A 21907-nucleotide genomic window follows, 5' to 3' on the forward strand; every position below is an offset into this window, starting at 1 on the left:
TTTCAATCATGCAATTGTGTTGCATAAAACTCATCATAAATCGCTTTGATCGCTTCGTCCCCGACGCGATCTTTCACAGCAAACGCGAGGGAGACTTCGGAAGGGCCCTGGTTGATCATTTCGATGTTAATGCCGGCTTCCGCAAGCGCCTTCGATCCCCGGGCCGCGATTCCGACTGTTTCTTTCATTCCCTCGCCGACGAGCATAAGCATGGTAAACCCGTGTTCAATATACGCGTCGTCCACATCCATTTCATTCTGGATGCGTGTGAGCAGCCGGTTTTCACTGTCCAAAGAGAACTCTGAAGTGCGTAATACGACAGATGTGTCGTCGATCCCTGAGGGCAAATGTTCATAGGAAATGCCTTCATCTTCTATCATTTCCAACAAGCGGCGCCCAAAACCTACTTCCCGGTTCATTAAATACTTGCGAACGTAAATAATGCTAAATCCTTTGTCGGCGGCAATGCCGGTGATCGGATACTTATCGTGGGTCTCTGATTTCTCTGCTGTAATTAATGTCCCTTTCCCTTCCGGATTATTCGTATTCTTTACATTGACAGGGATTTTGTGCCTAAAGGCCGGAACCAAGGCCACATCATGAAAAACCGCGAAGCCGGAATATGAAAGTTCCCGCATCTCCCGGTACGTCATATGATGAATTTCCGATGGGCGATCAATCACTTTTGGATTCGCGACGCAAACCGAATCGACGTCCGTGAAGTTTTCGTACATTTCCGCGTTCACTCCTGCAGCCACGATCGCGCCGGTAATGTCCGATCCGCCACGGGGGAATGTGACCAACTGTCCGTTTTCTTTATAGCCAAAAAACCCCGGGAAGACAAGAATTTCGTCCCTATCTTTTAATTTCGCAAGCGACTCGTAAGCGGCATCCAATACTTGGGCATTTCCTGCTTCCCCGTTAACGAGCAGACCTGCTTCACGAGGGTTCATGTAACTGGCGGCCATTCCGATATGATTAAAATACGCAGCGATAAGTTTCGCATTATTATCTTCTCCCGCCGCTTTCATTTGGTCCATAAAAATACCTTCGTCTTCCGTGCTAAAAGCGGCGCGCGCCTGCATATCGTCTTGAATGCTTTCCGTGATCGTTTTTTCAACGCCGAGCTCTTGTGCAATCGTGCGATAGCGATCGACGACTTGTTCAAGGACGTCTCCAACCGGTTCGCCCTTCAATCGTTTTTCTCCCAAATCAATCAACAAATCCGTCACTTTTACATCGTCGTCGCTTCGTTTTCCCGGTGCGGAAACGATCACAATCCTGCGCGCAGCGTCGGCCGCGATAATGTTTTTCAATTGTTCAATTTGATTTCCGCTTGCTACTGACGTGCCACCAAACTTGGAGACTTTCATAGACAGTTAAAACGCTCCCTTATCTTGTTTTCTATTAAAAATATAATTGCTTGTTTATGCGTTTTCCAACATATCCTCTTCCGACCACTTCTGGTCGGCGATTCCGACCGTTTGCAGCATCGCCATAAATAATGGGACATCGGCATCCTGATAATAGTCAACCGAACAACCCGACTCCGGTTCATAATCGAGGGAAAGCGCGTGCCCATAATTCGTTTCTTGCAAATAGTTTGTGACTTCTGCCTCATCGATACAGAGCGGCGAGACATACTCTTGCGTGGAATGGTCAAGGATTGTTCTTGTATCCGATGGCGCCCCGACATCGACAGGAATGACAAAACCGCCGACGAGCAACACGACGAATGTAAGAAGCAGTCCGGTGATGAGCTTCCGATCTTTCTTTTTCATACTGAAGTCCTTTCTAGTCCGACCACTCTAATTGGCTGGTTACACGTTATCATTATACGTGGATTTATGCGCACGGTCCAGGGGGTGATTAAAGTTGTTTGCTTGACAAAAATGCCATTCAATTCTACGATAAAGATGAAAAAGTATGGGAATTAAAGAAAAAAAGAGTAACAGATCAACGCTGTAATCAATCTTCCCATTTTGTGGAAGGTTCATTTTATGGGGGCAGGGAGACGATGACGATCGATCGTTTAAAACAGAGCCAATTAATGAGCAAAGAAATCAGTGATTTGATTATTTCCCACGAAAAAGTTGCCCATGTGCAGCTTCAAAACCCGCTCGATCATGCCCTCTTAATTTTAATTAAATCCGGTTACACGGCCATTCCGGTCCTCGACAACGATTTCCGGGTGCGAGGGCAAATCAGCAAAAACGAAATTCTCGACTCTATCCTCGGCCTTGAACGTCTGGAAATCGAACGGCTTCACGACATTACCGTCGAAACGGTCATGAAGAAAAAAATCCCCCGCTTAAAAACGGACACGACATTTTCTAAAGCGTTGACAACTTCCATCAACCATCCTTTTATCTGTATCGAAGACGAAGAGGCATCTTTTGTCGGAATTTTGACAAGAAGTTCGATTCTCGCGTTGGTCAACCGTTATTTTCAACAATCAACATGAAAACCCGCCTACACGAGTAAGCGGGTTTTCCCATGGGCAGGCAAAACTTTATTACCTGCACCAGCCGATTTTGGCCCAATAAAGGAAGAAAAATGGTTCCCGATGGGTCGATACCCCTCTTTTCGTCCCATTTCAGGCAGAAAAGTGACTGCCAATGGTACAATAAACTCGGTTTTGCCCCACTTTAGGAAGGAAAACGACTTCCATTGGGGCGATAACCCTGATTTCGTCCCTTAAATTAAGATGGGGTCTGCCCTGCCCGATATCGTTTCATATCAAACCACTCTTTTTAAATCATGATTCATAGATATCCGGCCTGTATCCGGTGACCGCTCTCCACATTATTTCCCCGCCACTAGGCTTTCACCATAAAGGCTTGGCGAAAAGCCTAGTTTTCTAATCAGCAACTGCAACTTCCCCCACTTCCGCAACCACCGCTGCAAGAAGAGTTATCAAAATATGGATTGCTGGAAGGGACTTTAATATTCGGGGAAACGGATGTAGCCAATACCTCGCTGATTTCCGTCAGTAACTTCTCCAAGTCACGTTCAGCTTTTTTATACGCACTCACGCTTTCATGGAGGTCCATTTCTCGCTTTGCGATGCGCAAAGCCTTTGTTACCTCGCTATAATCCGGATGATATTTGCCAAAGCGCTGTACTTCGTCAAATTTAACTTTATGATGATTGAAGTCTTTGATCAGCCTTCTCGCTTCTTCATCTTCCAGCATGTCACGGCGCGCTTCAAAATAAGATTGGTATATATCAGAAGAGCGGATCATCCCTGATAATTCTTCGGATGCATCCAAAAGCTCGATTGGGGTTGACACTACAGTTTGCAACGCTAACACCTCCACATTGCCATTGTAACAGATTTATGCTTCTTTTGTTTACTCGGAGATCGAAACTGAAAACGTTTCTTTTAATCCGAGCGCGCGGCCATTTTCATCGTACGCTTCCAATTCAATGGCATGATCGCCAGGCTCAAGCCCTTTAATGATAAACGCAGCTTGATGGATATCTTTTTCATAATCGTCGTTTATCCTTAGCTTTAAATACCCCTGTGTATCTTTAGATTGGTGTTGATTCGCGTAAAAACTAAACGCCGGAATATAACTTTCCACATACACGTTTCCGTCGTTTATGACATGCTTCACATCAAAGGTTTTTTCGGTGTCCTGTTGGTCTTCTGCTTGCATCACCGGTATCGGTTCAATTTCCAATTCATCACCGGCAAAAGCCGGCTCGATCGCTACATTTACCACCATCAACATCGTCGCGATTCCTATTATTGCCTTACCCAACGCTAAAACCTCCTTTCGCCTAGTATGCAAAAAGGAGGTTCTTATTATCCGATTATCGTTTTAACAGGTTAAGCAACTGAATCGTCATCCCTAAGCCCTGGTTCATTCGGGACACACGCTGCGGCCAAGTCCGGCCATTAAAAAAACGCGCTTCTTTTTCCATTTCTTCCAAACGTTCAGGGCGTCGGGCCAATACCCGATACCAATAAGGCTCTGCACGCAAATACCTCTTCAGATCCGGCCTTTCTGAAAAATACTGCATTAAATCAGCGCGCATAATGGCATCAACCCTTTTTCATTTACTAAATAACCCAATGGCGAGATGATGATTTAAAAACCTCTAAATGAGAACGGATTCTCTTGGGCGTCATTGCGCGATTGATTGGGATTAGACTGAAATTGATTCAATAGCTCTTGGACGTTACCCATCACTCCGTTAAACTGGGATAAATATTGTTGTACATCATTTACATTCATTTGCCCCAGCGTTTTCAAGAGAGAGCCCACGGTTTGGTTTGAATGAAGCAAGCCTTGAATGGATGGCATAATTTCGGTTGAATTTGAATCCGGGGAATCGGCTTCACTTGGATTTTTCGCGTATGTGCTCCAATGCTGTTCGTCATCCCCTAAAATGACCCAATCCTGATATAATCCATTCCACGTTGCTTTCCCGGAACGAACCTCTTGAACAAGTTTCGGATGTTGTTTCACAAAAGCCTTGAAATCACGCAACGAAGGATCCAGCTGCCCATCGTTTTCCATCGGCATCGGCATCTCCTCCTTAACGTTCCCGACCCCACAGATAAGAATGGTCCTTTACTCATCACTATACGCAGGGGCTTAGGTGTACGTTCGCCCAAACTTGCGCATTGCATATTTGCCGAATTCATAATAAGATGATAAGAGATAGAGTTACTGAGGAGGTAAAACGTTGAAGCTAACAGATTTTAATTTTCCGGATAAAGAAATAGGGTTCGGACGGTTATTAGAGGTCATGCAAGATCATGGATTTGTCATCGCGGAGCATTGGGATTACGAACGTGTAACCTTTGATTTGAAAATGCCGGATGAAAGGGATCCGGGAACCTTTTATTTGCGTGTGCCTGGGTTCGCCGTGGACGGTGATATCCCTCACGATGAAACGCTTGTAAAAGTAATGACGCCCCTCTTGGGACGCCATTACTACCCGCACGGGGTCGAATATGGAGAGGATGAAAATTTTCCTGATAAAATCATCAATCGAAGCAAACAAAAACTTTCAGCTGTTGACGAGGAATTGAATGATTAATGATGGCCTTTCGGGCCATCATTTTTTCTATGCATAGTAAGGCGATATCAAGATATAAATGAGAACGCCGGTGATACTGACATACAACCACAACGGCATCGTCCAACGGACAATTTTACGATGCTTCCGCAGTTGGTTCGTATAGCCCCAAATCACGGACAACAAGGCAAGAGGCACGATAATTGCAGCGAGCGGGATATGTGTCATAAGGATAAAGTAATAAATTCCTGCCATGATCCCTTCGCCACCATAACTTGTCGATTCTGCCAACGCGTGATGTGTGAGATATGTGACGAGAAAGAGTGCCGTCGTCGTTAACGCCGCATAAATAAAACGACGGTGAACCTTCACGTTTTTTCTCAAGATCGCGTAAAGGGCAGCCAATAAAAAAACCGTCGTAAAACTATTGTAAATGGCGTTTAACATCGGCAACAACGTCACATCAAAGGGCGCAGATGAAGCAGCCCCATCCATTAAAAAAACAACGGCAATTAACCCGTTGATAACAATCGTCAACGTGACAACGAGCGGGATATAATTTTTTCCTTTTTCCTGCGACTGTGTTGATTGATCCATCGGTCAACCTCCTTGTCCATTATTATACTAAAGATGGATGAGCAGCACCAAACGTGGCTGTTGACGATCTTCTGACATTCCGTTCGAATGCGACAAAGCGCAAAAAACCTTTTGCACTATAAAGCAAAAGGTTAATGTTTCATCGCATATTCTTTGATCAAGTCGTCACCAATCACTTTCTTTAAACGTTTGCCACCTTCAGTTACTCTATCCCAAGGTGTTCCTGATTGATGCGTTAAATTTACCAGCGACCATGCAGTATATCTTCCATACTTATCAAGTGTTTCATCAAGCACGTCTAGATATTTGCCAAAGCTTGACGTTTGCATAAACCGTGAATACACGGATAACTTAAATTCATCATCTTTTAAGATTAATACATCATCATCTTCGGTTGGTCCATCAATACTGCTACTGCCGTATTTTTTATAGGAATCATACACTTCTTCTACTACTGGACCATGTTGCCAGGCAACTAATTTTTCTTTAAAAGGTGCTTCTGAATATTTTTTTACATAACTCACATAAAAAAAGTAAAGTAACTTTTGTAATTTTAAATGCGTACATTCCATTTTAGATATGATGAGATTTGCTATATCGAAAGAAGTTATTTCATCTTCATCAGCAAGAAATCGGGTGAACGATTCAAACTTATTAACCGGAAACACATCTTCAAAGAATTTGTCGTACTCTACAACTGATTCCCATGTTTTAGCATCCGTTTTCACGTGATGAAAGCCAAAAGACAGCTCCGGGAAAAATGACTTTAACTCATCCACTAATTTCTTGAATTCCTTCAGCCCGTGCACACTTGTATGCATTTGGTGAAAAGCTATACGCTTCCCTTCACTGTAATCACTGTGAAGTAATATAAAATGTTCAAACATAGCAAACCCCTCCTTTTTCGTATTAAAATGTTAGCCATCTCTATATTTAGTTGGCCAATATGTGTAATCCTTCTTATAAACCTTATGTGAATCAAGATTAGAACGTTCATTTTTTGCGTCCCAAACTTGAAGCTCTATAGGAAAGCAGTTATTTGACTGCCCCATAAAGTAGATATGGAATGCTTTATAATCTTTTATTTGACGCGTACTTGCCCTAATCCTTGTTTTACCTTCATCTTCCAAAAAATTAATATGTTGAGTAAGATCGTGAGAATCTTCGTTCTTCCCTCTTCCGGTAATCGCTATGTCATAATTGGATGACAATTCCACGACAACATTCGTGTACAGATCGTACAGCCCCGCATGATAACTTTCCATATAATCAAGAAAGTCTGTTTTAATGAAGGCTCTTCATCAAAATCTATCGTTGATATCAGTGAATAATTATGGTAATACCACTAGCTAGCGGAGGAAAAACACGGAGACTCCTGTGGGAAAGCGCAGTGGGAAGACCCCGCAGAAAAAAGCGAACTTCTTTTTTCGAGGAGGCTGAGCGCAAGCCCACGGAAAGCGTAGTGTTTTTCCGTAGCGGTTATCATGGTATATGACCCATTTGGCAACCATAGATTTTAGTGTTGACCCTTAATGAAATCATCCATATTCTTTGGGTCACCGGAAGTAACATGTCTGATTTGTTTCTTTTTAAGGTTAAAAACATCACCCTTTTGATATTCAAGCCACGCATGGTGTACTGATCGTGTTTTTCACAAATAATATTGATGATTCTTTTATAATCGTCAATTCTGTAGATATGTGATAGCGACACGATAATTACTCCTCAGTTTTTCCAAGGTTAACATCAAGTATACACAATGAGTGTTAAACGAGCAAACAGAACAGAGCAAAAAAGAATCGGGCCAACACGAATGTCAGCCCGATTCTTTTTGCTGTTTAGTACTTCACGACACCGAGTAGCAAGATAAGGGCAGCGATCATCGGTGCTGCCAAGACAAGCCCGGAAATCATAAATGAATTCGGCCAGCCGTGATCCTTATCTTTTAGATGCATGAAGTAGTATAACTGTAAAATCAATTGAACAAGTGCGAGCAACAGTATGAACGGCACCGTGAAAGCGTTAGGAATGCCTTCGGCTCCGACGGCTAAGAAGGCGAGTATGGTGATTCCGATCATAAAGGCAAACGCGATGACTTGCGTACGTTGTTCACGATTGATTTTCCGTCTTTCCTCACTATTCATTGCACTCTCTTTAAAGGGTTGATCCAAGTTTTCAGCCATTAATTATTACCCTCCAATCCCCATGAGGTATACAACAGTGAAAATAAACACCCAAACAAGGTCAATGAAGTGCCAATAGAGGCTGAACGCGTAAAATTTCGGCGCGTTGGTTAGCGTGATACCCGCATTTCGGTTGCGAAGGAGCAAAAGCAGGATCCAACCAAGGCCGAACAACACGTGAGCCCCGTGTAAACCTACGAGTGTATAGAACGAAGAAGCAAATGCACTCGTCGTATAACCTAGCCCGTGCTCATAATATTCCACGAACTCATAGATCTCTAAACTGAGAAATGATACACCCAGTAGAAATGTTACCCACATCCAAAGCTTCAACTTTCCAAACTGGTTCTTTTTCATCGCAAACGTTGCTAAGACACTTGTCAGTGAGCTTGTCAAAAGAATCATCGTCATAATAAACACAAGAGGCAGCTGGAAGAGGTCCGCAGATTCCGGACCACTTGCCGTGCCGCTTCTCAGCCCGAGATACGTCCCAAAAAACGTTGCAAACATTGTCGTTTCTCCGGCGAGAAACACGAACATCCCGAGAAACTTGTTTTTCCCTTCGAGCGTCGCTTTTTCAGGATTGGCGGGAAGCCCTTTATTTACGTCAACTGAATCTGCCATGGGCTAGCTCAACTCCTTTTCCATTGATTCCACGGTTTCTTTGTCAATGTTATAACCGTGATCATTTTGTAAGGAACGTGCCGCCATTGATCCGAAGAAAACAATACCGCCAATCGCGATTAAGACATATGGCGAAATGAACAGATCCATATGGAAGCTGATGAACCCGAAGCCTCCGATGAACATGCCAATGCCCATGATGAACGGGAGAATCGAGCCATTCGGCATATGGATATCATCCAATGGTTCCACCGGCTTCATTTCCCCATTTCCATGTATCTTTTCATAAAATAGCGGATCAAGCGAGCGTACTTGCGGCGTTTGGGCAAAGTTGTATTCAGGAATGGGGGTATGGGTGGCCCATTCCAACGTACGCGCATCCCAAGGATCATTCTCCGTGACGCGTTCTGCTTTAAGTGCTGAATAGATGATATTAATCACCAGGATAATAACCGCAACACTCATTAAAAACGCACCGATGCTCGAAATGAAGTTCATCGTGTCCATCCCTTGGCCTTCCAGATACGTGTAAACCCGTCGCGGCATGCCAATAAGCCCGAGAATATGTTGAATGAAAAACGTAAGGTGGAACCCAATGTAAAACATCCAAAAAAAGATGATCCCCAACGTTTCATTCAGCTTATGCCCAAACATTTTCGGGTACCAGTAGAAAAGCCCGGCAAGCAAGCCCAAGACGATACCGCCGACAATAATGTAGTGAAAGTGGGCAACGACGAAATACGTATCGTGATATAAATGGTCTACAGGTGCCATCGCGAGCATGACGCCGGTCACACCGCCGAGAACGAATGTCGGGACAAACGAGGATGCAAAATGCATAGCCGTCGTAAACTTGATTTTTCCGCCCCACATCGTAAACAGCCAGTTAAAGATTTTAATCCCCGTCGGTACGGCGATCGTCATCGTTGCAACCGCAAACACCGAGTTGGCAATCGGACCGACACCTACCGTAAACATATGGTGTAACCAAACCATAAAGGATAGAAAACCGATGATCAAAACGGCAAATACCATCGATGTGTATCCAAATAGACGTTTTTTGGAAAACGCGGGAACAACTTCGGATATTATCCCAAATGCAGGCATGACAAGAATATATACTTCCGGGTGTCCGAAAATCCAGAAGATATGTTGCCAAAGAACAACGTTCCCGCCTTCACCCGGAATAAAGAACTGGGCATCAAAGATACGGTCCAGCATCAATAGCGCGAGTCCGGCAGCGAGTGGCGTAAACGCAAACACAATCAACATGGACGTAACGAGCATCGTCCAACAAAATAGCGGGAGACGCATCATTGTCATTCCGGGTGCACGCATATTAATGATCGTGACGATAAAGTTAATCCCGGATACAAGTGTCCCAAACCCTGATATCTGTAAACCGAGCACATAAAAGTCTATGCCTATGCCTCCGAATTCACGACTGGCCAGTGGGACGTACGACGTCCACCCGGCATCCGGAGCCCCGCCGAAAAACCAACTGAGGCTGAGCAGAACCCCCCGGATAAAAACAGCCAGAAACCGAGCGCGTTCACAAACGGAAACGCCACATCACGGGCACCGATTTGCAGCGGTATGGCAAAGTTTGCAAACGCAAAGATCAATGGCGTTGCAGCCAGAAACAACATGATAGTTCCATGCATGGTGACCAATTCATTAAAAGTTTGACCACTGATAAATTCCATTTCAGGCGCGATGAGCTGTATTCGAAACAATACGGCCATCAAACCGGCTTTAACGAAAAAGAGTGTGCCGGCGATCAAGTACAAGATGGCAATTTTTTTATGGTCAACGGTCGTTAACCAATCCCAAAGCACGCTTTTTTTACGCGTGTTTGTAGCCTCACTTACCACGTTATGTTCCCTCCTTTATATCGATCGATGCTTTAAAGGTCAATGTCTTCTTTTGTTTCGTCATCCAATCGCTCTAACGAATCGAGGTAAGCGATGATCGCATCGAGTTCTTCATCTTCCATTCCGGGTGCTGCCGGCATATTTGCCCCTTGTTTCAAGGCGCCGGGATCCCGGATCCAGTCTCGCAGATTTTCCTCGTTGTATTCAAGGAAGCCGGCAATAGTCGTGCGGTCACCGAAGTTCGTTAAGGCCGGCCCTTGCGCGGAACCTTCGCCATCAACGGCGTGACAAGCAATGCATCCTTGTTCTTCAAATTGCTCGCGGCCTTCTTGGGCTAACGTTTCCTCCGGTTCCTCTTCTTCTTCCTGCATTTCTTCATTCCAAGCAGCGTAATCGTCCTCTTCAAGGGCAATCATTTTAAAGTCCATTAACGCGTGGGACGGACCGCACAATTCGGCGCATTTGCCCATGTAAACGCCGGGATCATCTGCCTCTAGCCACACATGGTTCGTCACGCCCGGAATATTGTCCACTTTCCCTCCCAGGGCCGGCACCCAGAATGAGTGCATAACATCTTCGGCTTCCAGTTGAAAGACCACTTCTTCCTCTGCGGGAATGTAAACATCGTTACCAGTCGTAAATCCTTCGGGATAATCAAATTCCCACCAAAATTGATGGCCGGTAACTTCGATGACATACGCGTCATCTTGCAGGTCTTCTTCATCGACTTCTTGATCATCATCGCCAATGCCTTCAGTTTCCTCTTCTTCTTCGGCTATGTCTTCGGCGTCAACGCTTAAGTAAAATTGTCCCGTAATCGTTGGAACCGCGAGAATCGCCAACAAGAAAATGGGAATAACGGTCCAGGCCACTTCCAGCTTTGTATTGCCGTGGGTTTGTTCCGGGTATTCATTATCTCCGTCTTTTTGGCGAAACTTCATAACGACAATAAAGAAAATAACAAAGACGACAACGGTGACGAGCGCCATGACATATAGGCTCAAAAGCATATTGTCAAAAATCCATTGCGATTGGGGACCCATCGGGTCCAACGCTGACAATCCCTGTTCACCGCACCCCGCGAGCAGCAATAGCATAAAGGCCATAAGCGGCGCAACGCGCAGAAACCTCTTCTTTGCATTCATGTGCTTTCCAACCCCTCTTTCTATGATGTTCTTCGGTTTTCACGCAGCACGTTTTTTATGTAACTCCCGTAAAGGAGCTCACCCTAAACGTCCGGGTGTCTGTCAGCTGTGTTCACAAATGAACGACAACCATTACGACAAATATCACGGTCAAATAGACGAGAGAGTACATAAACATAGAACGCGCCCAAATCGTGTCATCTTTCGAGCGAATCCCTTTCAAGCTTAACATTAACCAGCCGATGCCAAGGGCTGCCGCCACAATGGTATAAATCATTCCAAATGGATAGAGCAATAACGAAATAGGAAGTAAGGCAGCGATGTAGACGAGAATTTGCCTTTTCGTCATTGTAAAGCCCGCTACGACCGGCAGCATCGGTATACCGGCTTTGCGATACTCTTCCACCCTCATCATTGCCAGCGCCAAAAAATGAGGGGGTTGCCAAATAAACATCACTGCAAACATTAACCAGGCATACATATGTAAGCCAGGATCAACGGCTGCCCAACCGATTAACGGAGGCGTGGCTCCCGCGATGCTGCCGACGATCGTGTTTAACGAGTGGGTTCGTTTTAGCCAGAGGGAATAAACGACCACATAAACGAAAAGCCCAACTGCCGCGATGATGGCCGCGACCGGTTCAATCGCTAGCAGAACGCCAACCCCTATCGAGGACTGAATTAAACCGGCGAAAAGAACTTTTCTCGGTTCAATCGTCCCCGTAACGGTCGGACGCTCTTTCTTACTGTCCATCAGCGGATCAATATCTTTGTCAATATAGTTATTTAGCGTCGTTCCCCCGGCGAGCACGAGGGCTATCCCGAACATCGTAAACAAAAGAATGTGGATATTGCTTCCCAAGGAATATCCTGCCGTATACTGTGCCGCCACAAAAAATCCGACGAAAGCCGTCAGCAAATTCGACATAACAATCCCGGGCTTTGCCAACTCAATATACTCCTTCCACGGTTTGTCCACCGTCTTCTCAGAGGCGCTTTCTTTTTTTTCAACCGCTTCGGCTGTTTTCATAACCGTGTTTGACTTCATCCTCTTCACCCCCTTTTCGCATTCCACCTGCCACGTTTTACCCGTGACGAATTCACTTGGCATCCCTTCCTCTATCTTACTATACTTTTTGCTACCTTCGGAAGGGATTTGTCCATTATTGTCATTATAGCGGAAAATAGGTCTTGTTTCATTAAACTACACATTTTTTTCACATCTTCCAAACGAAATCGACATGAAATCTTCACCGTTAAAAAATTGACTTCTGCTCTGCTACTTCTTACTATTTTCAATAAGGGTTATTTTTATGTTATGAACTGGAGACAGACAATCAGAAGACATCGAATCTAGCGTATACAGAGAATATTTTTTTGTCAATCGCTACGGTTTTTTTTAGAAAACTTGGCTTTTCCAAGCTTTTATGGCGAAAGCCTTAGTTGCACTTATGCAGGTATGAAAGTTGATTTATACTTCCTTACCTGCCAAATTAAAAACAAGGTCCATTTTAGAGAAGGTGATGTTTTGAATAAAGGATTAAAGATTTTCGGCATTTTAACATCGATCGGAATGCTGATTGTCTTATTGCAAGGCTCCATCGTGACGAAAACGGATTCCGGGGATGGTTGCGGGGAAACGTGGCCGCTTTGTTTCGGAGAATTTGTCCCTTCTTCCCCTGCGCTCGCCACACTCATTGAATATAGCCATCGCCTCGTTTCCGGGCTTGTTGGCCTAATGGTCGTTATTTTGGCAATTTGGGCGGTAAAAAAACTCCCGCATATACGAGAGACAAAATTTTGGGCGTTGATGGCTGTTTTGTTTATTATTTTTCAAGGACTCATGGGTGCGGCAGCCGTCGTTTTCGGCCATTCAAATATCGTGCTCGCGCTTCATTTCGGCATATCGGCGATTTCATTCGCTACGGTGCTTCTGCTCACGACACTCGCGTTCGAAGATGGCAAACGAAAACCCGCTCCCCGTGTCAAAATGGGCTTTCGCAGATACCTATTTTTTGTTTTAGCCTATAGCTACGCGGTCATATATAGCGGGGCTTACGTCAAACATACCGGTTCCACGTACGCGTGCGAGCAATTCCCCCATTGCGGGGAGGTGGCAACGTTTGGCTTTCAAGCAGGTGTGCAAATGACGCACCGAATCGCGGCAATCGTCCTCGTTGTGTTGCTCTTCATCTTGTTTATACAAGCGTTTCGCTATCGCTATGAAAGTAAAATACTCGCGGGCAGCGGGTTGAGTGCCTTTATGCTCATCCTTGTGCAAGCAGCAGCCGGTGTCGCGATCGTGTACTTCCCGGACGCATATTTAGCTGCCGCGCTCACCCACACACTCGTGATTACATTCGTGTTCACTTTACTCTGTTATATGGCGATGATCGTCACGAGAAACCGGGCGTACTAACGAACAACTAAGTAGGCATTGCCAGTGGGATAAAATTCCATAAAGTGATAAACCGCATGAATGATTTCATGCGGGTTTATTTTTGTGATGCGAACTGAATCCGAGCGAACGCCAACACAGCTACGAAAAAATATACGTCACTGGATGAACGGCCCAACGATACTGGCATACCCATTCCGCCTTGTTCCTCTCACGGCAGCTCGATTCCCGTTTGAGGGATTACTTCCTTTCACTTGTTCCTCGCGGAGCAGGTCAATCCCCGTGTGAGGGATTACCTCCTTTCACTTGTTCCTCCCTTTTGGCTGCGTTCGTAGCATGTGTTGCCTCTTACGAAAAAAAAGTTGGCCGGACAATGTCCGTGCCAACTTTTTTAGAAATGACAAAAAGAGCTATGAAGCACAGCATCCCGAAGGATGATAGTGAGAGAAGAGAGGTTGGTAACTCCAACTTCCCACATCTGACCTCTCACCTCTAGAAAGCATCATAAAGGAACGGCTTTCCGCGCGGAATCGCATTCTCCCAAAGCTTAACCGCCGCTATGGAGCCTTTGATTATCCCCCGTTCATATAACGTTTCTCCGTCAACGTAACGAAACAAAAACGGAATGATGCCTTTAATATCAGTTTCCAATACGAGTCCGGTGGAAGCGGGGTTTTTATGAACAACGTTTTGCCCGTTCTTTTTTTCAACTTGATACAAACCGTCGTTCCACTCCGCGAAGGCGTCGGTGACGGAAATAGACAATTGCTCCCCTTCTTCGAGTTGAAAAGGGAATTGGGTGAGAAAGCCTTCCATTTCGACGATGCGTCCCATAAAATGGATCGATCTTTCTTCTTTAGCATCCGGGTTGTCCATGAAAAAGCGCCAATGCAAATCGTTCGGCATGATGATTCGCATCTCTTCCACCATGGAATCATGATTGGCAATCAATTGCCACAACGCTGATGCTGCTTCTTGATCAACGGCAATGAACTCGGAGACGTTCATGACATCATTTTTTACCGTATAAAAAAGGTAGCCCCGATCCTTCCCTTCCTCATCTTGATAGACGACTCGCCGCTTGTTTTTAAAACGAGCATTAAGCAATATATTTTTCCACCACCACTCATCCCGGTCAATCATGCCGGTATATCGGCTGGCGTATTGATCGTAGATATCTTTAAAAATATGCCAATGCTCATCTTTCACGCGCCGAAACCGGCCGCTTCCGCCTTTTTTCGGTGTTGGGAATGCGTCTTTTTTTATTATGGCGGTCGTTTGATCGCAGTATAATTCCCACCCGAATTTGCGGTAATAGCTGACTGCGAAAGGATCAAGGAGCGATAATACATGCCCTCTCGCTTTCATATCCCGCAAGCTTTCCTTGAGCAATTGGCGCACATTGCCGCTGCGGCGCCCTTCCGGCCAAGTGGCGACGCCGGAGACGCCACCGGCAGGAAGGGATATGCCGTACACCCACAATCGCGTAGGAAGAATAACAACTTTTGAGAGCATTTGGCCGTCTTCCACGGCAACCCAGATGTTGTCCGGAACCATCCGCTTCATGATTTCCTCGGTTTGTTCCTCCGTAGGCTCATGTTGAAACGCAAAGGAACTGAGTTTTATCGCTTCTCGTTTCTCACCCTCTTCAAGTTTACGGATGTCCATTGTTTTACTCCTTCCTTGGCAGGAAAGAAAGTATAAATCGACTTTCTTTCCTGCATAAGTGCAACTAAGGCTTTTCGCCATAAATGCTCCGGCGAAAAGCCAAGTTTGCTCAAAAGCTCGTCTTCATAGACTCCCCTTTTTGAAAGGCTTTAATCCTCGATTTCGATCAATAAGTCTCCGCTATCGATCGCTTCCCCGTTTTCCACGTGGATCGCTTCAATTTTGCCGTCGCGAGGGGCTTGTACAGTCGTTTCCATTTTCATTGCTTCGGTAATGATCAGATGATCACCTTTTTTGACCTCTTCCCCTTCTTTGACGAGCACCTTCAAAACGGTCCCCGGCATCGTTCCGGCAATGTGATTCGGGTTTTTCTTGTCCGCTTTTACTTTTTCGGCAACGGTACTTTGGATATTACGGTCTTTAATGATCACTTCGCGCGGCTGGCCGTTGAGTTCAAAATAGACGATGCGATCGCCGGTCTCTGATGGTTTGGAAACGGAAATGAGCTTCACGATCAGCGTTTTCCCCGGCTCTATTTCCACTTCGATTTCCTCTCCAAGCCGAAGACCATAGAAAAATGTCGGCGTGTCGAGAACGGAAACATCGCCAAAATAATTTCGGAACTGTTCATACTCCTCGTAAACTTTCGGATACATCGTGTGGTTCATCAAGTCGTGTGATGTCACCTGCCGGTCCAGCTCTCGGAACAATTGCTTTTCAAGTGTATTGAAATCTACCGGTTCCATGTGCTTACCGGGACGGTCAGTGTACGCTTCCCGGTTTTTCAAGATGATGCTTTGCAGTTCTTCCGGGAAACCTCCGGGCGGCTGTCCGATCTCTCCTTGGAACATTTCCACGACCGATTCGGGAAAGTCAAGGGAATTTCCTTGTTCAAAAAGGTCTGCTTCCGTTAAATCATTTTTCACCATGTACAGCGCCATGTCACCGACGACTTTTGAGGAAGGCGTGACTTTTACGATATCGCCGAAGAGCGTATTTACTCGCGCGTACATATCCTTCACATCATCCCATCGCCCTTTTAAGCCGACGGCTTTTGCCTGTTGTTGCAAGTTGCTGTATTGGCCGCCAGGCATCTCGTGTTCATAGATTTCCGGATGCGGTGCGATCAGACCGCTCTCAAATCCTTGATAATAGGCGCGCACATCTTCCCAATAACCGCTTAATTTACTCGCGGCTTCCACGTCCAAGGCCGGCTCTTTGCCGGTGCCTTTCAAGGCATAATAAAGGCTTTCCATGCTCGGCTGTGAAGTGGAACCGGCCATCGCGCTAATTGCGGTGTCGACAACATCGACACCGGCGTCAATCGCCCTTGCATAGGTGAAGACGCCATTTCCGCTCGTATCGTGCATATGCAGATGCACAGGCAGATCAACGGTTTCTTTTAACTCGCTCACCAATTGATAGGCAGCCTCCGGTTTCAATAGCCCGGCCATATCCTTGATGCCGAGAATATGGGCACCTTCCGCTTCGAGCGTTTTGGCAAGGTCTTTATAATAATTCAAATTGTATTTCTCCCGGTTGGGATCGAGAATATCACCTGTATAACAGATCGCGGCTTCCGCAAGTTTGCCGGTGTTTCCGACCGCTTCAATCGCTTTCGTCATTCCCGGAAGCCAGTTAAGGGAATCGAAAACGCGGAAGACGTCGATGCCTGCACTGGCAGACGTTTTCACAAATTCCTCGATGACATTGTCTGGGTAATTTTTATAGCCGACCGCGTTCGCCCCTCGCAAGAGCATCTGGAACAATACATTCGGCATCTTCGCCCTGAGATTGAGCAGGCGTTCCCACGGATCTTCGTGCAAAAAGCGCATGGCCACATCGTACGTTGCGCCGCCCCACATTTCCGTTGAAAATAAATCAGGCAACAGGCGGGCCGTCGGTTCGGCAATTTTCAACAAATCATTGCTGCGCACACGAGTCGCGAGCAGCGATTGATGGGCATCTCTGAACGTCGTATCCGTTAAAAGCGTGCGATCTTGGTCTTTTAGCCATTTCACAAGCCCGTCGGCACCACGGTCATCGAGAATTTGCTTGCTTCCGGAGGGGATCGGCGCGTCTTCATCTACCTCAGGCTTACGAGGCGCGGAAAAGACCGGTTTTTTCTGTTGCTCCAGCCCCGGATAACCGTTCACAATCGTTTCGCCGATAAATGTCAGCATTTTCGTTCCCCGGTCTTTTCGGCGCGGGAATACGAATAACTCAGGCGTATCATCGATAAACGACGTGTTGTATTCCCCGTTTAAAAACTGCCCATGCTGCACGACATTTTCCAAAAAGGCAATATTCGTTTTAATGCCGCGAATACGGAACTCCCGTAAGTTTCTAAGCATTTTTGCCGCGGCTACATCAAAGGAGAGGGCCCACGTTGAAACTTTAACGAGCAACGAATCGTAATGAGGGCTGATGACCGCACCCTGAAAGCCATTCCCAGCATCAAGGCGCACACCGAAACCGCCGCTGGAACGATAGGCCATGATTTTGCCCGTGTCCGGCATGAAGTCATTTTCCGGATCCTCGGTCGTCACCCGCGACTGGATCGCGTAACCATGCGTACGGATCTCCGATTGCTCGGGCAACGCGATGACAGACCCGTGTAAGGGCAATCCGTCGGCAATGTATAGCTGAGCATGTACGATATCCACACCGGTAACCATTTCCGTGATCGTGTGCTCCACTTGAATACGGGGATTAACTTCAATAAAGTAAAACGATCCGTCAGTGCCAACGAGAAACTCAACTGTTCCCGCATTCAAATAATTGATATTATCGGCAAGGTCAATAGCTGCCTGGCAAATATCATCCCGGAGCTGCTCGCTGAGCGCAATGCTGGGCGCGATTTCCACGACTTTTTGGTGGCGCCTTTGCACCGAGCAATCCCTTTCATATAAATGTAAGGTGTCCCCTTCATGGTCGCCGAGGATCTGCACCTCAATATGCTTCGGATTCTCAATCAGCTTCTCCACGTAGACCTCATCACTGCCAAAAGCGGATCGCGCTTCCGAACGCGCCCGGTCATAGGAATCCCTCACCTCTTCGGCATTACGGACAATTCTCATTCCGCGGCCGCCACCGCCGAGGCTTGCCTTAATAATAAAAGGGTACCCGTGTTCCGCCGCAAAATGCTCCACTTCCTCGACACCGGAAACGGCGCCGTCGCTTCCCGGTATGACCGGAAGCCCTGCTTCAATCGCAGTTTTGCGCGCCTGTATTTTATCGCCGAACATATGTAAATGCTCGCTTTTCGGACCGATAAAAATAATCCCTTCTTCTTCACAACGTTCCGCGAAATGCGTATTTTCCGCCAAAAATCCGTAGCCCGGATGGATGGCATCTACGCCTGTCCGTTTCGCAGTTGAAATAATATTATCAATGTCCAAGTAAGCGTCAATCGGTTTTTTTCCTTCCCCGACCAGGTACGCTTCATCCGCCTTGTAACGGTGGAATGCGCCTGTGTCTTCTTTGGAATAAACCGCCACTGTACGAATATGTAGTTCCGTACAAGCTCTGAAGATTCGAATTGCAATCTCGCCGCGATTGGCAACGAGCACTTTCTGAATGTTTTTCAGTTCGCTCACGTCGGTTCCCCCATTCTCCACTTTTCTTTTTAGAAAACTTGGCTTTTCCCCAAGCTTATGGCGAAAGCCTTAGCCCAACTTATGCAGGTAAGAAAGTTGATTTATACTTTCTTACCTGTCTAAAAAGGTTTTTCACTATAATAGCATTTCTTACAACTTGAATCTACAAAAATTTTAGAGTAACGCCTTCGAACCGATGAGCGCCAATCGAAGAAAGCCTTGTCTTTCAATGCTTGCTAGCCTATTGATTAATATTAGAAAACTTGGCTTTTCGCCAAGCTTTTATGGCGAAAAGCCTTAGTTACACTTATGTAGGTAAGAAAGTTGATTTATACTTATAATCATGCCTTTCGCGGCGCTCAAGGCACAAAACGTTATGAAATAAGTTGCCTTGAGCGCTTTTTGTATTATTCTAGAATGATAGGGGTACTCGGTAAACTACAAATCACGCAGAGGTGAGTGGCCATTCCGTGAGCGGGGTGACCGCATACTTATATGTGTAGATTGCCACTTGTCAAGCACAAATAAGTGTGACTTCGAGCACGCAGACTTATCTTTGTATAAACATTACTCGTTTATCGCTCGGCAATCAGTCAATGCTGTTTATCCCTATATATTCTAGAAAGGAGTTTCTTATGGGGTTAAAAATCGTTTATCCAATCTGTTGTGGCATTGACGTTCACAAAACCTTTGTTGTTGCCTGCATTGCTTCCACCGACAAAGGCGTCACAACTTACAAACGCCATCGCTTTTCAACCTATACCAAAGGGCTGAGAGAGCTGTCACAGTGGCTTTGTGAAAACAATTGCAAGGATGTTTGCATGGAATCTACCGGGAAGTACTGGATACCCGTGTTCAATATGTTGGAAGATTCCTGCAATATCACAGTCGCACATCCGAAATACGTCAAGGCGATCCAAGGGAAAAAGACAGATAAGAAAGATGCTAAATGGATGGCCGATTTATTTAAACATGATCTTGTGCCAGGGAGCTTTATGCCACCGTCAGATATCAGACACCTTCGGGATCTGATGCGTTATCGTACCAAATTGACAAATATGATCGCCAGTGAAAAAAATCGGCTACAAAACAGCTTATCCGTCTCCAATATTCAACTGGGCTCCGTTGTTTCGGATACACTTGGAAAAAGTTCCATGAATATTATTCAAAAGCTATTGCAAGATCCTGAAAATCCTCATTTGGATATTCCGTCGCTTATTCACGGATCCATGAAGGATAAAATTCCTGAGTTGGAACTTGCCGTTGATGGGTTTATTACCCCCGAACAAGTCGGAAAGATCAGGGTCATTTTGAACCATTACAAGTACCTTAAGCATTGTAAAGACGAGCTTGAACAATTAATCCTTTCTCTTGCCGAGCCCTACACAGAAGAAATCAATTTGCTTTTAACGGTTCCGTCCATCAAGAGCATCTTTACGGCCATCGGAATCATATCCGAAATCGGCGTCAATATGGACGAGTTCCCTTCAGCAAAACATGTCTGTTCCTGGGCAGGGCTAACACCTACGAATAACGAAAGTGCCGGCAAGAAAAAGTCAGTCAAGATTTCAAGAGCAGGGGTATACATCAAACCCCTTTTGGTACAGTGTGCCAACGGTGTTGCCAAAAGCGATAAACATCCTGAAATCCGAAACCGCTATTTAAGCATCAAAAAGCGCCGCGGTCACAAACGTGCCATTATCGCTATCGCACGAATGCTGTTAACAGCAATTTACCACATTTTGAAGAAAAAAGAACCGTACAATCCCGAGCTGTATAAAACATCCGAGGTTCTTCCAGCAAGTCGTGAGCTCACCGTGGAGCAAGCAATAGCGTTAGCAAAATCACAAGGTTTTAAAATCAAGGAACAACCAGCCACTTAAGATTATTTTACAGATTAACCATATTTGACCACAAACCTTCATTTGAGATGGTTTATTTGGCATGCCCTTTTTTAATGTGCGAATATCAGAGGTTTATTTCAGACTTTACCTACAAAAAAACCAATTCCACCATGCAGAATTGGCTTATTGGTTTACCGTTCGTTCATGTAATGCGGATAACTTTCTTTCGAGCTCATCCATGATATGTTTGCCGGCCCGCTCATCGATCAAGTTTAGGCGAATGGCGAAATCTATTTCACGGGAAAGTCCAAACATTTGGGTGTCCAGCACCTCTTCATAGAGCGGACATTGGGGCATCGTTAAATTGTCCATTTGAACTTCAATCAGTTGCCTAATTTTTTCAGCATCTGCCTTCAGGACAGCGTAAGCCTGTTCTCTGCTATCGGTCACGGTCTCCATATGCACATGCATCCCTCCAGATAAAGTGAAACTTCCACAAGAGGAGTTATTTTACCTCCTCTAATGTTTCGTTGAACCGAGATAAAAATCCTATGATTATCTTATCGGTTATCCCGATAAATTGCAAGAACAGCTTTAAAAACTCCCATTTGAATTTATATTTAATTTTGGCGCCGATTATGTCCGGGATTGGAGTCGGTGGCAATTGTCCTATTTGATCCCTGGACCGGACAGAGATCTGTCTCGGCTATTCGCCAGTGTAGGGTGGTTGAATTAGCCGGTGAATTCTCGGCGCTACCTGTGTATGGTGAAGATATTATTTTAAGCTTCGCCTTTTATTTTGTCCTCACTCACGACTGGCGAGGACTAATATCTGTCTTTTTTTGACTATTTGCCGTCACAAATTTATTTCAGCCGTTCAGCGCTAGTGTGACGTACCAAAAGCAGAATAGAATACATTTACCTACCGTTTGACGACCTAA

The 21907-nt window shown here is 45.5% G+C and carries 19 protein-coding genes and 1 pseudogene; 4 read left to right on the plus strand and 16 right to left on the minus strand.

Going from position 1 to position 21907, the window contains the following annotated elements; translation table 11 throughout:
• Nucleotides 1-2: 2 nt before the first annotated feature.
• Together HUG15_RS15090 and HUG15_RS15095 are read right to left on the minus strand one after the other, a co-directional pair.
• A complete protein-coding gene (locus tag HUG15_RS15090; RefSeq protein WP_200123882.1) occupies nucleotides 3-1373 on the minus strand; it encodes an aspartate kinase in 1371 nt (456 codons plus the stop codon).
• Nucleotides 1374-1427: 54 nt separating this feature from the next.
• A complete protein-coding gene (locus tag HUG15_RS15095; RefSeq protein WP_200123883.1) occupies nucleotides 1428-1781 on the minus strand; it encodes a hypothetical protein in 354 nt (117 codons plus the stop codon).
• Between the two features lie 98 nt (nucleotides 1782-1879).
• Between HUG15_RS15095 and cbpB the strand changes: the two genes are divergently transcribed.
• On the plus strand, nucleotides 1880-2464 hold the full coding sequence (gene cbpB, locus HUG15_RS15100; protein ID WP_343073119.1) for a cyclic-di-AMP-binding protein CbpB: 585 nt from the start codon (nucleotides 1880-1882) through the stop codon (nucleotides 2462-2464).
• Nucleotides 2465-2864: 400 nt separating this feature from the next.
• On the opposite strand, the gene HUG15_RS15105 is transcribed toward cbpB, so the two are convergent.
• From HUG15_RS15105 to ylbD, 4 genes are read right to left on the minus strand one after another with little or no spacing between them, the layout of a single operon-like run.
• Entirely contained in the window at nucleotides 2865-3314 is a 450-nt protein-coding gene (locus HUG15_RS15105) for a YlbF/YmcA family competence regulator (RefSeq protein ID WP_343073120.1), read from the minus strand.
• Between the two features lie 39 nt (nucleotides 3315-3353).
• The gene (locus HUG15_RS15110) at nucleotides 3354-3767 is read right to left on the minus strand and encodes a hypothetical protein (RefSeq protein WP_200123885.1); all 414 of its coding nucleotides are present in this window, start codon (nucleotides 3765-3767) and stop codon (nucleotides 3354-3356) included.
• Between the two features lie 52 nt (nucleotides 3768-3819).
• Complete coding sequence (locus tag HUG15_RS15115) at nucleotides 3820-4044, minus strand: YlbE-like family protein (RefSeq protein WP_211202234.1); 225 nt, start codon at nucleotides 4042-4044, stop codon at nucleotides 3820-3822.
• A gap of 53 nt (nucleotides 4045-4097) precedes the next feature.
• On the minus strand, nucleotides 4098-4535 hold the full coding sequence (gene ylbD, locus HUG15_RS15120) for a YlbD family protein (protein ID WP_200123887.1): 438 nt from the start codon (nucleotides 4533-4535) through the stop codon (nucleotides 4098-4100).
• A gap of 163 nt (nucleotides 4536-4698) precedes the next feature.
• Here ylbD and HUG15_RS15125 point away from each other — a divergent pair, with 163 nt between their 5' ends.
• Nucleotides 4699-5055, plus strand: a complete 357-nt coding sequence (locus tag HUG15_RS15125) for a YugN family protein (protein ID WP_200123888.1) — start codon at nucleotides 4699-4701, stop codon at nucleotides 5053-5055.
• Nucleotides 5056-5082: 27 nt separating this feature from the next.
• On the opposite strand, the gene HUG15_RS15130 is transcribed toward HUG15_RS15125, so the two are convergent.
• The 7 genes and pseudogenes from HUG15_RS15130 to cyoE form a co-directional block, all read right to left on the minus strand.
• Nucleotides 5083-5631 (minus strand): DUF420 domain-containing protein, encoded by a 549-nt coding sequence (locus HUG15_RS15130; protein WP_200123889.1) that lies wholly within the window; start codon nucleotides 5629-5631, stop codon nucleotides 5083-5085.
• Nucleotides 5632-5762: 131 nt separating this feature from the next.
• Nucleotides 5763-6518 (minus strand): Panacea domain-containing protein, encoded by a 756-nt coding sequence (locus HUG15_RS15135; protein ID WP_200123890.1) that lies wholly within the window; start codon nucleotides 6516-6518, stop codon nucleotides 5763-5765.
• Between the two features lie 951 nt (nucleotides 6519-7469).
• A complete protein-coding gene (locus HUG15_RS15145; protein WP_200123892.1) occupies nucleotides 7470-7814 on the minus strand; it encodes a cytochrome C oxidase subunit IV family protein in 345 nt (114 codons plus the stop codon).
• A gap of 6 nt (nucleotides 7815-7820) precedes the next feature.
• Nucleotides 7821-8438, minus strand: coding sequence for a cytochrome c oxidase subunit 3 (locus HUG15_RS15150; RefSeq protein WP_200123893.1), 618 nt, complete (start codon nucleotides 8436-8438; stop codon nucleotides 7821-7823).
• Nucleotides 8439-8441: 3 nt separating this feature from the next.
• A pseudogene (locus HUG15_RS15155) lies at nucleotides 8442-10183 on the minus strand (cbb3-type cytochrome c oxidase subunit I).
• Nucleotides 10184-10344: 161 nt separating this feature from the next.
• On the minus strand, nucleotides 10345-11457 hold the full coding sequence (gene coxB / locus HUG15_RS15160) for a cytochrome c oxidase subunit II (RefSeq protein ID WP_200123894.1): 1113 nt from the start codon (nucleotides 11455-11457) through the stop codon (nucleotides 10345-10347).
• A 112-nt stretch (nucleotides 11458-11569) separates the two neighbouring features.
• On the minus strand, nucleotides 11570-12505 hold the full coding sequence (cyoE, locus tag HUG15_RS15165) for a heme o synthase (RefSeq protein WP_200123895.1): 936 nt from the start codon (nucleotides 12503-12505) through the stop codon (nucleotides 11570-11572).
• Nucleotides 12506-12985: 480 nt separating this feature from the next.
• Between cyoE and HUG15_RS15170 the strand changes: the two genes are divergently transcribed.
• Nucleotides 12986-13876, plus strand: coding sequence for a COX15/CtaA family protein (locus tag HUG15_RS15170; RefSeq protein ID WP_200123896.1), 891 nt, complete (start codon nucleotides 12986-12988; stop codon nucleotides 13874-13876).
• A gap of 471 nt (nucleotides 13877-14347) precedes the next feature.
• On the opposite strand, the gene HUG15_RS15175 is transcribed toward HUG15_RS15170, so the two are convergent.
• Complete coding sequence (locus HUG15_RS15175) at nucleotides 14348-15523, minus strand: GNAT family N-acetyltransferase (protein ID WP_200123897.1); 1176 nt, start codon at nucleotides 15521-15523, stop codon at nucleotides 14348-14350.
• A gap of 149 nt (nucleotides 15524-15672) precedes the next feature.
• Nucleotides 15673-19113 carry a pyruvate carboxylase gene (gene pyc / locus HUG15_RS15180; protein WP_200129003.1) on the minus strand — a complete coding sequence of 1147 codons (3441 nt, stop codon included), beginning with the start codon at nucleotides 19111-19113 and terminating at the stop codon, nucleotides 15673-15675.
• Nucleotides 19114-19757: 644 nt separating this feature from the next.
• Here pyc and HUG15_RS15185 point away from each other — a divergent pair.
• The gene (locus tag HUG15_RS15185) at nucleotides 19758-21005 is read left to right on the plus strand and encodes an IS110 family RNA-guided transposase (RefSeq protein ID WP_200123898.1); all 1248 of its coding nucleotides are present in this window, start codon (nucleotides 19758-19760) and stop codon (nucleotides 21003-21005) included.
• A gap of 144 nt (nucleotides 21006-21149) precedes the next feature.
• Here the strand turns inward: HUG15_RS15185 and HUG15_RS15190 are convergent, their stop codons facing one another.
• Nucleotides 21150-21425 carry an Fpa/YlaN family protein gene (locus tag HUG15_RS15190; RefSeq protein ID WP_246476738.1) on the minus strand — a complete coding sequence of 92 codons (276 nt, stop codon included), beginning with the start codon at nucleotides 21423-21425 and terminating at the stop codon, nucleotides 21150-21152.
• Nucleotides 21426-21907: the final 482 nt, after the last annotated feature.

The sequence above is a fragment of the Salicibibacter cibarius genome (genome assembly GCF_016495725.1).
Lineage (GTDB): Bacteria > Bacillota > Bacilli > Bacillales > Marinococcaceae > Salicibibacter > Salicibibacter cibarius.